The organism is Bordetella bronchiseptica (assembly GCF_900636925.1).
Lineage (GTDB): Bacteria > Pseudomonadota > Gammaproteobacteria > Burkholderiales > Burkholderiaceae_B > Bordetella > Bordetella pertussis.
This window is the reverse complement of the sequence record NZ_LR134326.1, coordinates 2,635,643-2,649,335: the sequence shown is the minus strand read 5'-3', so window position 1 is coordinate 2,649,335 and position 13,693 is coordinate 2,635,643. Positions and strand designations below refer to the sequence as shown.

The 13,693-nt window shown below is 71.7% G+C and carries 7 protein-coding genes; 1 reads left to right on the top strand and 6 read right to left on the bottom strand.

Annotated elements, in window-relative coordinates; translation table 11 throughout:
- Positions 1-3: 3 nt before the first annotated feature.
- Genes glgB through glgA form a run of 4 tightly spaced genes read right to left on the bottom strand, consistent with a single transcriptional unit; the run spans position 4 to position 10,281 of the window.
- Entirely contained in the window at positions 4-2,199 is a 2,196-nt protein-coding gene (glgB, locus tag EL288_RS12395) for a 1,4-alpha-glucan branching protein GlgB (RefSeq protein ID WP_003811333.1), read from the bottom strand.
- Entirely contained in the window at positions 2,196-5,537 is a 3,342-nt protein-coding gene (treS, locus tag EL288_RS12390) for a maltose alpha-D-glucosyltransferase (RefSeq protein ID WP_033461607.1), read from the bottom strand. The genes glgB and treS overlap by 4 nt, the downstream gene beginning before the upstream one ends.
- Positions 5,538-5,548: 11 nt before the next feature.
- Entirely contained in the window at positions 5,549-8,737 is a 3,189-nt protein-coding gene (locus EL288_RS12385; protein WP_126621948.1) for an alpha-1,4-glucan--maltose-1-phosphate maltosyltransferase, read from the bottom strand.
- Between the two features lie 11 nt (positions 8,738-8,748).
- Positions 8,749-10,281 carry a glycogen synthase GlgA gene (gene glgA, locus EL288_RS12380; RefSeq protein ID WP_126621947.1) on the bottom strand — a complete coding sequence of 511 codons (1,533 nt, stop codon included), beginning with the start codon at positions 10,279-10,281 and terminating at the stop codon, positions 8,749-8,751.
- A 257-nt stretch (positions 10,282-10,538) separates the two neighbouring features.
- On the opposite strand from glgA, the gene EL288_RS12375 reads away from it, so the two are divergent.
- Positions 10,539-10,955 carry a hypothetical protein gene (locus EL288_RS12375; protein WP_010928784.1) on the top strand — a complete coding sequence of 139 codons (417 nt, stop codon included), beginning with the start codon at positions 10,539-10,541 and terminating at the stop codon, positions 10,953-10,955.
- A 28-nt stretch (positions 10,956-10,983) separates the two neighbouring features.
- Here the strand turns inward: EL288_RS12375 and EL288_RS12370 are convergent, their stop codons facing one another.
- Together EL288_RS12370 and EL288_RS12365 are read right to left on the bottom strand one after the other, a co-directional pair.
- Positions 10,984-12,393, bottom strand: coding sequence for an RNA polymerase factor sigma-54 (locus EL288_RS12370; RefSeq protein ID WP_456298093.1), 1,410 nt, complete (start codon positions 12,391-12,393; stop codon positions 10,984-10,986).
- A 121-nt stretch (positions 12,394-12,514) separates the two neighbouring features.
- Positions 12,515-13,453, bottom strand: coding sequence for a sigma 54-interacting transcriptional regulator (locus tag EL288_RS12365; RefSeq protein WP_003811338.1), 939 nt, complete (start codon positions 13,451-13,453; stop codon positions 12,515-12,517).
- Positions 13,454-13,693 lie beyond the last annotated feature (240 nt).

Here is a 13,693-nt window from a genome sequence, read left to right as displayed (position 1 = left end):
GCTTTACTCCGAGTGGCGCAGGTACAGCGCGGTGAAGCCGGGCAGGTCCAGGACCAGCGATTGCGGGTGCCCATGGGCCGGGATGGGTTCGCTGCGCAGGCAGATGGGCGGACCGCCGCCGGCGCCGCCGTAGCGCGTCGCCCCGGTGTCCACGCGTACGCGCCAGTCGCCCGCGTGGGGTACGCCGAAGCGATAGCCCGGTCGCGGCACCGGCGTGAAGTTGCACACGGCCACCAGGCAATGGCTGGCGTCCACGCGGGCGAAGGCGAGCACGCTGTTGTCCGCGTCGTCGCCGACGATCCAGGCGAAGCCGCTCGGGTCGGCGTCGCGGCAATGCAGTTCGGGCAGGGTGGCGTAGACGTGGTTGAGATCCGCGACCAGGCGCTGCAGCCCGCGATGGGCCGGATCGTCCAGCAACGACCACTGCAGCATGGCGTCGTGGTTCCACTCGCCTTGCTGGCCGAACTCGCCGCCCATGAACAGCAGCTTCTTGCCGGGATGGGCCCACATGAAGGCGTAGTACAGCCGCAACTGGGCCAGCTGGGCGGCCCGCTCGCCCGGCATCTTGCCCAGCAGCGAGCCCTTGCCGTGCACCACTTCGTCATGCGAGAGCGGCAGCACGAAGCGTTCGGCATAGGCATAGACCATGCCGAAGCTGAGATCGTGGTGGTGATGGCGGCGATGGATCGGATCGCGCCGCATGTAGCGCAGCGTGTCGTGCATCCAGCCCATGTTCCACTTGTAGTCGAAGCCCAGACCGCCGTTGGCCACCGGCGCGGTCACGCCGGGCCAGGCGGTGGACTCCTCGGCCACGGTGATGGCGCCGGGGCACTGGACGCCCACGGCGGCGTTGAGTTCGCGCAGGAAGTCGATGGCTTCGAGATTCTCGCGCCCGCCGTGGCGGTTGGGGATCCACTGGCCGGCCGGGCGGCTGTAGTCGCGATACAGCATGGACGCGACCGCGTCCACGCGCAGCCCGTCTACATGGTAATGGCGCAGCCAGTGGATGGCGCTGGCGATGAGAAAGGCTCGCACCTCGCGGCGGCCGTAGTTGTAGATCAGCGTGTTCCAGTCGGGATGGCGGCCTTCGCGCGGGTCGGCGTGCTCGTAGAGCGGCGTGCCGTCCAGGCGCGCCAGCCCGTGCGCGTCGTCGGGGAAGTGGGCCGGAACCCAGTCCAGGATGACGCCCAGCCCGGCCTCGTGGCAACGGTCGACGAAATGCGCGAAGTCGGCCGGCGCGCCGTGCGCGGCCGCCGGCGCGAACAGTCCGAGCGGCTGGTAGCCCCACGAACCGCCGAAGGGATGCGCCATCACGGGCAGCAGCTCGATATGGGTGAAGCCCAGCGAGCGCGCGTATTCGGGCAGGCGGGCGGCCAGGCTTTGCCAGCGCGGCGCGCCGGCGTCGTCGAACCAGGAGCCGGCATGCACTTCGTAGATGGAGATCGGCGCGTCGCAACGCTGGCGCGCCGCGCGTTGTTCCATCCAGGCCTCGTCGGTCCACGCGAAGGGGCGTTCGTCGGGGACGATGGACGCGGTGGCAGGCGGCGCCTCGGCCTGGCGCGCCAGCGGGTCGGCCTTGAGCACGGTATGGCCGTCGGCGCCCAGCACCTGGAATTTGTAGCGCGCGCCCGGCCCCACGTCGGGCAGGAACAGCTCCCAGACGCCCGCCGGATAGCGCAGGCGCATGGCGTGGCGCCGGCCATCCCAGCCGTTGAAATCGCCCACCACCGCCACGCGCCGGGCATTGGGCGCCCATAGCGCGAAGCGGGTGCCCGCGCAGCCGTCCACGCTGGCGGCGTGCGCGCCCAGCAGGCCGGCCAGGTAGCGCCAGCCGCCGGCCGCGCAATGGTCGAGCTGGGCGGCGTCGAGCACCGGCCCGAATGCGTAGGGGTCGGCGGTGTGCTGGATGCCTCCCTCCCATTCGATGCACAGTCGGTAGGCTGCCGGCGCGCCCGGCTGCAGGCCCGGCACGGTGTTTTCGAACAGGCCGGGCTGCATGGGCAGCAAGGGTGTGCGCTGGCCGCCGGGCAGCACGGCCATCACGGTGCGCGCGCCGGGCGCCAGCACGCGCACCACGGTATGCGCGCCGGCCTGGTGCGGCCCCAGCACGGAAAACGGATCGGCATGGCGGCCGGCCAGCAGCGCGTGCTGGGTGGCCGCGTCCAGCGTGCCCTGGATGGAAGGCGAATCTCGCATCATGGCGCCGGTCCTTCATCGTGGTCGACGGCGGCCGCCAGCAGCGCGGCGCGGGCGGTTTCGGCCAGGCCATGGATGGGCACCGGCAGTCGCTCGGGCCGGTAGGCCGACTCGTAGCAGATTTCGTAGGCGGCCTTCTCCAGCAGGTACAGGCAGGTAAGCGCCTGGGCACGCTCGGGCGGCAAGGCCAGCACGGGGTCGATGGCATTGCCATAGCTGGCCAGCAGGGCCGCGCCGGCGCGCTGCCGGAAGCGCGCCAGCAGCGCCTCGCGCGTTTCCCGGGGCGCGCTGGCCGGGTCGGCCGGCTCGGCCACGCCGGTGTTGAAGTCGCGCGGCGCGCCGCCCAGCGGATCGTCGCGGCTGAGTTCGGCCACCGCATAGTCGAACGAGCGCAGGATGCCGGCAACGTCCTTGAACGGGCTGCTCAGTTGCCGGCGCTCGGCCATGGGCCGGGCCGGCTCGCCCTCGAAATCGATCAGGTAGGCGTCGGTCTGCGCGACCAGGATCTGGCCGAGATGGAAGTCGCCGTGCACGCGGATGCGCAGCGCGCCGGTTTCGGCCTGCGCCAGTGTCATGATGTGGGCCGCCAGCCGGTCGCGATGCTCGAACAGCCATTGCGCGCAGGCGTGCGATGCAGGGGCGAGCCCGCTCTCGCACGCCCGCAAGGCCTGCAGCGCGCGGTCCAGCTGCGCCACCGCGTGCTCGCCCGCCAGGGCGGCGTCGCGCTCGCTGGCCGGCCGCGGCGCGAAGCCCGGCAGTTCGCCGGCACGCGCCAGCACCGAGTGCATCTGAGCCAGGCGTTGCCCGATGGTGCCGGCCAGCACTTCGTAGCCGGCCAGTTCCTGCTGGTAGTCGTCGGCGCTGGCGCCGGTCAGCATGGCGGCGTCGACCGTGCGCTTCAGGTAGGCCACGGTCCAGTTCCACGCATCGCCTTCGTTGACGACGTAGGCGTGGGCCAGCGCCAGCGTATGGGGCGCCTGGTCGCCCTGCACGCGCACGACCTCGCCCAGCAGCGCCGGCGTATGCGCGTAGCCGGCCTGGGTGAGGTAGCGCGTCATCTCGGCTTCGGGGTGCGGGCCGGCATGCAGCTCGCGCAGCAGCTTGAACACGACGCGCTCGCCGACCAGCAGCGAACTGTTGGACTGGTCGGCGCTGAGCGCGCGCACCTTGCTGTCATCGCGCAGCGCCAGGTCGGCCAGGCCCGGCTCGGGCAGGAAGCGCAGCCGCACGGCGGGCTCGCCGCCGGCCTGGATATCGCGGCCGGCCGTCAGGGCCGCCAGCAGCACGCGCGCATAGCCGGGCTGCAGCGAGGCGTCGGTGAGCGTGCCCAGCTGCGCGCCGCGCCGCACGCGCGCCAGCGGATACTGGGCGGCGGTATCGTCCTGCCAGGCCAGCGCCACCGGCGTATGGAAGCGGCGCGGCGGTCCGTCGTCGCTGACTTCGATCTCGGCTTCGTAATAGCTTTCCACGTCGTCGTTCAGCGGCACGCTGTAGGCCAGCCGCATGACGCCGGGTTTGCGGCGCGCGGCATACCAGCGCTGCCGCTGCAGGTAGGCCGGCAGCACGTCCGCTTCCAGCTGGCGGCGCGATGCCTCGGTCAGGCGCAGCGCCGCGCCCGCGCCGCGCGACACCAGGGTGATCGATTCCGGCATTTGCGGCGGCAGCTCGCTGTGCCACGCGGGCGGCGCGGCGCCGGCGCTCAGGTCCAGCCAGTAGAAGCCGAAAGGCGGCAGCGTCAGCAGATAGGGCAGCTCGCCGATCTGCGGAAAGGCGGTGCCGCCCAGCATTTCCACCGGTACGCGGCCGGCGTACTCGGACAGGTGCAGTTCGACCGGCTGGGCCGCCTGCGAAAGGTTGGCCACGCACAGCACCACCGTGTCTTCCCAGGTGCGCAGATAGGCCAGGATCTTGCGGTTGCCTGGATACAGGAACGACAGTTCGCCACGGCCGAACACATGGCTCTGGCGGCGCTTGGCCAGCATGCGGCGGGTCCAGTTCAGCAGCGAATGCGGGTCGCGCTGCTGCGCCTCCACGTTGACCGCCTCGTAGCCGTACAGCGGCCCCATCAGCAGCGGCAGCGGCAGGCGCTCGGGGTCGGCGCGCGAGAAGCCGCCGTTGCGGTCGGGCGACCATTGCATGGGCGTGCGCACGCCGTCGCGGTCGCCCAGGTGGATGTTGTCGCCCATGCCCAGCTCGTCGCCGTAGTACAGCACCGGCGTGCCCGGCATGGACAGCAGCAGGCTGTTCATCAGTTCGATGCGGCGCCGGTCGCGCTCGAGCAGCGGCGCCAGGCGGCGCCGGATGCCCAGGTTGATGCGCGCGCGCGGCTCGGCCGCGTAGACGTTCCACAGGTAGTCGCGTTCGCGGCTGGTCACCATCTCCAGGGTCAGCTCGTCGTGGTTGCGCAGGAAAATGGCCCATTGGCATTGCGGCGCGATGGACGGCGTCTGGCGGATGATGTCGGTGACGGGCAGGCGGTCCTCCTGCGCGATGGCCATGTACATGCGCGGCATCAGGGGAAAGTGGAACGCCATGTGGCATTCGTCGCCGGCGCCGAAGTACTCTTGCGCGTCCTCGGGCCACTGGTTGGCCTCGGCCAGCAGCATCCTGCCGGGATACTCGCTGTCGATGACGCGGCGGATGCGCCGCAGGATGGCGTGGGTTTCCGGCAGGTTCTCGTTGTTGGTGCCTTCCCGCTCGACCAGGTAGGGCACCGCGTCCAGGCGCAGGCCGTCCACGCCCATGTCCAGCCAGTAGCGCATCGCGCCCAGCACTTCGCGCAGCACCTGCGGATTGTCGTAGTTCAGGTCGGGCTGGTGCGAATAGAAGCGGTGCCAGAAATAGGCGCCGGCCACCGGGTCCCAGGTCCAGTTGGACTTTTCCGTGTCGCAGAAGATGATGCGCGTGCCGGCATAGGCCTTGTCGTCGTCCGACCAGACGTAATAGGCGCGGTGCGCCGAACCCGGCCGCGCGGCGCGGGCGCGCTGGAACCAAGGGTGCTGGTCGGAGGTGTGGTTGATGACCAGCTCGGTGATGACGCGCAGGCCGCGCGCGTGGGCCGCCCGCACCAGCCGCCGGGCGTCGGCCAGCGAGCCATAGTCGGGGTGCACCCCGCGATAGTCGGCGATGTCGTAGCCGTCGTCGCGGCGCGGCGACGGATAGAACGGCAGCAGCCAGATGGTATTGACGCCCAGCTCGACGATGTAGTCCAGCTTGGCCAGCAGGCCGGCGAAGTCGCCCACGCCGTCGTCGTTGGCGTCGAAGAAGGACTTGACGTGCAACTGGTAGATGACGGCGTCCTTGTACCAGAGCGGGTCGGGAGCGGGATGGGTGGCAGGCATGATCGGTACGCTCAGGATGACAGGGGTCGGGACCACAGGCGCCACAGCCGGTATGGACGTTGCGGCGTCAATTCCAGGTCCAGCGCGGCCTCGCGCCAGCTTGCGCGCGCGCCGTCGAGCAGGTCCTCGCCGTGCAGGTCGGCGCTGTCGTCCAGGCCGAACAGCCAGCGCGGCAGGGCCACCCGGACCGATTGCGGCGCCCAGGGGTCCAGGCTGATCGCCACCAGCACCACGCTGGCCCGGTTCGGCGTGGCCTTGCAGAACGTCAGCACCTGCTCGTTGGCGCACTGCAGCGGCACGTAGCCCAGGTGGCTGTGCAGCGCCGGGTTGGCGCGGCGGATGCGATTGAGCGCCGCGATCTCGGCGGTCACGTTGCCGGGGGCATGCCAGTCGCGCTGGCGCAACTGGTACTTCTCGGAGTCCAGGTATTCCTCCTTGCCGGGCACCGGCTGGGCCTCGCACAGTTCGAAGCCGCTGTACATGCCCCACAGTCCGCTGCCGGCGGTGGCCAGCGCGGCGCGGATGAGAAAGCCGGCCCGGCCCGAGGCCTGCAGGAAATACGGATTGATGTCGGGCGTGTTGACGAAGAAGTTGGGCCGGAACCACTCGCAGACCGGCGGGCGCGACAGTTCGCGCAGATAGCTGTCCAGCTCATGGCGGGTATTGCGCCAGGTGAAATAGGTATACGACTGGGTGAAGCCCAGCTTGGCCAGGCGGTACATCATGCGCGGGCGCGTGAAGGCTTCGGAAAGAAACACCACGTCGGGGTGGCGGGCGTGGACGTCGGCGATCAGCCACTGCCAGAACGGCAGCGGCTTGGTATGCGGATTGTCGACGCGGAAAATGCGCACGCCGGCGTCGATCCAGTACAGCAGCACATCGCGCAGCGCGCGCCACAGCGCCCGGCGCGGGCGGCCGCTGGCCTGGTCGTAGAAGCTGACATTGACGATGTCTTCATAGCGCTTGGGCGGGTTCTCGGCGTGCCGGATCGAGCCATCGGCGCGGTGCTCGAACCAGTCGGGGTGGCGTTGCAGCCAGGGATGGTCCGGCGAACACTGGATCGCGAAGTCCAGCGCGACTTCCATGCCATGCGCCGCGGCGGCTTGCACCAGCCGCGCGAAGTCGGCCCGGGTGCCCAGCTGCGGGTGGATGGCGTCGTGGCCGCCGTCGGGCGAACCAATCGCGTAGGGGCTGCCGGGGTCGTCGGCGGCGGCCTGCAGCGCGTTGTTGCGGCCCTTGCGCTGCGACTGGCCGATGGGGTGGATGGGTGGCAGGTACAGGACGTCGAAACCCATGGCGCGCAGCGCGGGCAGGCGCGCGATCACGTCGTCGAAGGTGCCGTGCGCGCCGGCGGGCACGGCCTGCGACCGCGGGAACAGTTCGTACCAGCTGCCGTGGCCGGCGGCCGCGCGGTCGACCCAGAGCGGCCGGCTTGCGCTGGTGTGCATGAAGGGCCGCGCGGCCAGCGCGCGCATGGCCTGGGCCAGTCCGTCGCGCAGCAGGGCGGCCACGGCGTCGGCCGGCGCCGGCCCGCCATTCAGCATGGACAGGGCCGCTTCGATGGGCGCGCGGCGCGCGTCGCCGCGCGCCTGGCGCCGCGCCAGGGCTGTCCGCAGGTGCGCGGCGCCCTCGGCGAGGTCCAGCGCGATGTCCTGGTCGGCCTCGTGCTTGAGGCGCAGCTCGCGGCAGAAAGTCAGCCAGGTGTCGCGCCAGGCGCACACGCGGAACTCATGCAGGCCGACCCGGCGCGGCGCGAAGCGCGCGTGCCAGCGGTCGTTGTCGCCCGGCGCCAGCGGCACGCCGTGCCAGCCGGCCTGGTCGACGGCCCGCCATTGCAGCTCGCCGGCCAGCTGTTCGTGTCCGTCCGAGATCAGGTCGACGCCGACTTCGACCGGCACATGGGCCAGGGCCTTGGCGGCCAGGCTGCCGTGCGCCACCGAAGGCGCGACGTGCTCGAAGACGACGCGGGCGTCGCGGTCGCACGCCGAGGGCGGGCCGGGCAACAGCGCGCCCGCCGTGGCGCGTACCGGACGCTCGGCGGCAACGCGGTACAGCGCGCAGTGTTCGACCGGGTCGGCCAGGTGCCTAGGCACGCCGGCCGGCAGCAACGCGGCGCCGGCGCTCCAGTCGACCCGCGGCTCATGCGCGGCCTGCGGATCCAGCGCCAGCACATGGCTCGTGCCGGGCGGGCCCGGGCGGATGATCAGCGTGGCCCAGCCATCGCGCCCGCACAGCAAGACCGGCCGGCCGCGCGGCGCGGCCTGGCGGCGCCAGCGCAGCGCGCGCGCCACGGCGGGCATCATGCGCTGCAGTTCGCTGCCCACCAGCAGCCCGTCGCCCCACAGCGCGGCCACCCAGAGGGCGCGCAGCGCGGCGTGCGCGGCCGCGCTGGCGGGCGCCAGCGGCGCGCCGCCGGCCGGGGCGAGCGGGGCGGCGAGCAGCGGCGCTATCTCGCGCAGGCGCTGCGATTCGGCGTCCAGCCACGCGGCGTCGGGCGACCACCAGGGGATCGAGCCGAATACGCCGTCGAACCCCGCGCCGGCCAGGGCGGCCGATTGCGCCGGCGTCAGGCCCGCGGTCCAGGCCAGCAGCCGCAGCGCCGGCCGGCTGGCCCGCAAGGGTTCGAACAGGGCGCGCCAATCGGAAGGATCGAGACGCTGCGGCGCGGTGCAGCGAAAGCCGGCCACGCCGGCGTCCAGCCATCCGGCCAGGCGGGACTGCCAGGCCTGCAGGAAACCGGTCGGAGCCGGGCGTGTGCGCACATAGCGCACGCCGTGCCGCGCAGCGGGCTGGCGCGGGTCGCCGGCCGGCTCGTCGGCCGGGCTCTCCAGCCATTGCGCCTGCGCGGTGCGCGGCGCGGCGTCGCGCGCCACCCGGTCGGGCTCCAGGTCCAGCAGCAGTGTCAGGCCTTGCGCGGCGGCCTCGCGCGCCAGGCGCGCCAGGGTGGCGTCCATGGCGCCGCCGCCCCAGCGCGCATCGGCATGGTCCACGTCGGCCGGCGCGCCCTGGATGTCGTCGCGACATTGCCACGGCGGCGTCAGGCACACGGCGTTGAAGCCGCAGCGGCGCAGCCGCGTGCACAGCGCCTGCCATGCCGCGTACGGGCTGGCGCGCGCGCCGCGCGCCAGCGCGATCGCGGCGGCGTGAAAAGCCAGCAGTTCGGCGTCGCGATCGAGGCGGGCGGCGGCGCGGCGAACCATGGCGCCGTGCCTCAGGCCGCGTTGGCCAGCAGCGGCAGCGTGGGCGCGGGCACCCGGCCGCGCTGCGGCCCGCTGGCCAGATTGGCGTACAGCCCCGCATAAGCCTGCGCCGAGGTGCGCCAGCTGAAATCGGCCTGCATGGCGTTGCGGCGCATGGCGTCGCGCACCGCCGGCTTGGCCAGCGCGCGCAGCGCGCGCGCCACGGCCAGCTGCATATCGGCGGGCTCGCTGCCATCGAACAGGAAGCCCGTACCCTGGCCGGCGCAGGACTCTTCGATCGCCGGGCCCGGGTCGCGGATGGTATCGACCATGCCGCCCACCCGCGAGGCCACCGGCAGGGTCCCATAGCGCATGGCGTACAGCGGGGTCAGGCCGAAAGGCTCGAAGCGGCTGCCGTGCAGCAGCAGGTCGGCGCCGGCGTGCAGCCGGTGCGCAAGCGGTTCGTCGTAGCCGATGTGGACCGCGCAGCGGCCCGGGTAGCGCGCCGCCAGGGCGCGCAGCGCCGCTTCGAGGTCCGGCTCGCCGCGGCCGATCAGCGCGAACTGCAAGTGTTCGTGCGCCTCCAACAGGGCGGGCAGGGCGGCGATGGCCACGTCGGCCATCTTCTGGCCGGTCAGGCGGCTGCCCATGGCCAGCACGGTCGCGTCCGCGCGCAGCTGCAGGCCCAGCTCGGCCTGCAGCGCGGCCTTGCAACAGGCCTTGTTGCGCATATCCAGCGCGTCGAAGCGCAGGCCGCCCAGATGCGGGTCGGCGGCCGGATTCCACAGCGCGGTGTCGATGCCATTGGGCACCGGGCTCAGGTCGGCGCCGCGCACGCGCAGCAAACCGTGCAATCCGCAACCGAACGCCGGCGTGAGAATCTCGCGCGCATAGGCGCGGCTGACGGTGGTGACGCGGGTCGCATAACGGATGCCGGCCTTGAGGAAATTCACGCGGTCATCGGACAGCGCGCCGTCGTCGTGCCGGCACGCCAGCGGGATGCCCAGCGCGCTGGCCAGCTCGGCCGGAAACGTACCCTGGAACGCCAGGTTGTGAATGGTGAGCAGCGTCTTGACGTAGTGCAGTCCGGCCGCGTGGATGAGCAGCGGCGCGAGCGCGGCATGCCAGTCGTGCGCGTGCACCACGTGCGGCGGCCGCAGCCCGGGCAGGCCCTGCGCCAGCCGGGCGGCCGCGTGGGCCAGGGCCGCATAGCGGCGGGCATTGTCCGGGTAGCCCTGGCCGCTGTCGTCCACGTAAATGCCGGGCCGGTCGTACAGCGCGTCGTTGCGCAGCAGCAGCACCGACAATCCCGAGCCCGGGCAATGGCCGCGCACCAGACTGGCCGGGCCGCCGGGCAGTCCGCCCAGCCGCGCGACCGTGCGCGGCCGGTACAGCCTGTCCAGCGTGCCGCGATAGGCGGGCATCAGCAACTCGCACTGCACGTCCACACCGCCCGGCCGGTGGCCCAGCGCCTGCACCATGCCCGCCACGGCGTCGCCCAGGCCGCCCGTCTTGGCCAGCGGAAACGCCTCCGCGGCCACCACCAAGGTACGTATGGTCGTCATGCAAGCTCCCTGAGAGGATGCCCGCGCCGCAAACAGGGACGTGATCGGGCCGATGCGCTGGTTCCGCAAGCGCCGTGCCCGGGTTGTTCGCCAGCCGTATCCGGTCGCCGGCGGCCGTTGCGAGCCCGCGTATCGGCGGGGCGCGCGCTGCCGGCGCTGCGCCGTTGTTGCATGCGCCGGTAATTCCGCCTCGTCGGTCGGCGCGCAATGTTCGCCGCCGCCAGCAGTGATGCGCTGCAACGCAGGCGACGGGCCGCGTGGCCGACAGGCACGCCGCTTGCGAAATGGAGGGGCCTTACCTGGAGGACATCGATATGAAGCAACGAAGCCTGATTTACCTGGTTGCCGGCGCCATGGCCGCGCTGCTGGCGCATGGCGGCGCCCTGGCGCAAAGCGGCACCGCGCCGACCACGCCTTCGACCACGCCCAACGATTCGACGGCCGTGCCGCCGAACCGGCCGGTGCCGCCGGGCCAGGTGCCGCCCGCGCCCGGCACCACCACCCACGACGGGATGCCCAAGACGCCGCAGCAGCACATGAACGAGCATCGCGGCAACGACACGCGCGGCGACATGCCGCGGCGCCAGCCCGACATCAACGACAACCCGCCGGCCACGCCGGCGCAGGGCGCTTCGCCGCCGCCGGGATACCCCAACACGGGCGGATCGAAGTAGCGGCGGGACCGGTCCGCGCCGGCGCGCGTCAGTAGTACTGGCGGCGCGCGTCGGCGGCGGGCAGGCGCAGTTGCAGCCGGTACTTGGACACCGTGCGGCGCGCCACCACGATGCCGTCGCCGGCCAGCCGTTCGGCCAGGGTCACATCCGACAAGGGCATGCGCGGGTCTTCCGCGTCGATGTATTCGCGGATCAGCGCGCGCACGGCCGCGGCCGAACACGTGCCGCCCGATTCGGTGCTCAGTTCGCGCGAGAAAAAATGGCGGAACTCGAACACCCCGCGCGGCGTCGACATGTACTTGTTGGCGGTGGCGCGCGAGACCGTGGACTCGTGCATCTCCAGCTCGTCGGCCACCTCGCGCAGCATCAGCGGCCGCAGCGCGATCTGGCCGAACTCGAAGAACATCTGCTGGCGCTGCACGATGGCCTCGGCCACGCGCCGGATGGTGGCGTAGCGTTGCTCGACATTGCGCACCAGCCAACGGGCTTCCTGCAGCTCCTGCGCCATCGGGCTGCGCTCGTCCATGCGGGCGCGCCGGAACAGGTCGGCATAGGCCTGGTGCAGCCGGGCATGCGGCATGGCGCCCCGATTCGGCACCACCAGCCATTGCTGGCGCTGTTTGCTGACCACCACATCCGGCACGACGTAGCTGGGCGGTTCGTGCGCATAGCGGCGGCCGGGCTTGGGGTCGAGGCCGCGGATCACCCCGCACGCCTGGCGCAACACCGGTTCGCTGCAGCGCAGCGCGCGCCGCATGCCGGGGTAATCGCTGCGCGCCAGGCGCGGCAGGTGGGCGGCGACGATGGCCAGGGCGGCGTCGCGCACGGCCGGATCGAGCCGGCTACAGGCGCGGATCTGCAGGGCCAGGCATTCGGGCAGGTCGCGCGCGGCCAGGCCCGGCGCATCGAGTTGCTGGACCAGGTGCAGCGCCGCCTGCCATTCGCTGGCCTCGGGCGGCGGGTCGAAATCGGCGACGCCGGCCAATTGGGCCAATTCCTGCCGCAGGTAGCCGTCGTCATCCAGTCCATCCACGATGAACTCGGCCAGCGCACGGTCGCGTTCGCTCAGCACATAGGCGCCCAGCGCCTGCGACAGGCGTTCGTGCAGGCTCAGGGTGGCCGGCACCCAGGCCGCCGCGTCGCTGGCCACGCCAGGCCGGGCGGCGGCGCTGCGCGTGGGATAGTCGCCGGCATAGGAGGGCGGCTCGGGCGGCGGCTCGGATGTCGCGGGCGGCTCGGACGCTGCGGGCGGCGCCGGCGCGTCGTCCTGCGCTTCGGTCTCGTCGGCGTCCTCCAGGAACGGATTGGTCGCCAGGGCCTGTTGCACCGTCGTGGTGAACTCCAGCGCCGACATTTGCAGCAAATGAATGGACTGCTGCAGGCGTGGCGCCAGCGTGGTTTGCTGGCGCAGCCGCAGATCCTGCAGGACGTGGCTCAAGTTTTCCTCCGACAGGGACGCGCCTGGGCGCGGGAACATACCAGAGGAGTACGCAAGATCGGTGCCAGCCAGCGCTTCTCTCGGGGCGCGGCGTTACGGCGGCGCGCGGCGGAGCCAGGAGTTACAACGTCGCCGTATTTTTTTCCGGGTCCGCGCCGGCGCCCACGCCATAGGCGTTGAGGCGGTTGTAGAGCGTCTTGAGGCTGATCGCGAGGGTGCGGGCGGCGCGCCGCTTGTCGCCGCCTGCGCGCGCCAGCGTGGCGAGGATGAGCTCGCGCTGGACGCATTCGAGGGGAGTTCCCACAGGAAAGGCCAACGTATCGGCATCCTGCCGGGCCGGGCGGCGCAACACCGTATCGGCCAGCGCCTGCGGACCGATCGGGCCGTCTTGCAGGATATAGGCGCGCTGCACCGCGTTGCGCAGCTCGCGTGCGTTGCCGGGCCAGTCGTGGGCGGCCAGCGCGTCGAGCATGGCGCCGGAAAAGCGCTTGGCGGTGCGGTGGCGCGCATTGAGTTCGTCGAGAAACCGCTGGGCCAGGAAGCGGATGTCCTGCGGCCGCTCGCGCAGCGGCGGCACCCGCAGGGGCAGCACCAGCAGGCGATGCAGCAAGTCCTCGCGCAGCCGGCCCTCGGCCACCGCGGCGTGCGGGTCGCGGTTGGTGGCGCCGATGATGCGCACGTTGGCGTGCAGCAGCTCCACGCCGCCGACCCGGCGGTACGCGCCGGTTTCCAGCACCCGCAGGAAATGCACCTGCATGTCGGGCGGCATCTCGGTGATCTCGTCCAGGAACAGCGTGCCGCCGCTGGCGTTCTCGAAGTAGCCGGCGTTGTGCGACAGGGCGCCCGTGAAACTGCCTTTCTCGTGGCCGAACAGCTGCGCATGCGCCAGCGTCGGGCTGATCGCGCCGCAGTTGATGGCCATGAAGGGCGCGTCGCGGCGCGCGCCCAGGTCATGGATGGCACGGGCCAGCACATCCTTGCCGGTGCCGCTTTCACCCACCAGCAGTACGGTGGCGTCGCTGTCGGCGGCGCGCTCGATGCTGGCGGCCAGCTTGCGCATGCATGCGCTGGGGCCCAGCGCCGCAAGGCGTTCGAGGGCGTCGGAAATCGTTGCAGCCGGAGTTACGGTTTGGTTGGGCACGATGCAGCCTCGCGGCAAGAAACCAGGCGACGGGTCCATTGTCATGCGCCGACCGTGCAAGGGGTGAGACCAGATGCAAAGGTTGGAAAAAAATGTTGCGCCGTAGGGTGTTGTTACCGCCATATCGACCCCGCCACGCTACGCTATCAAGGCAGCACG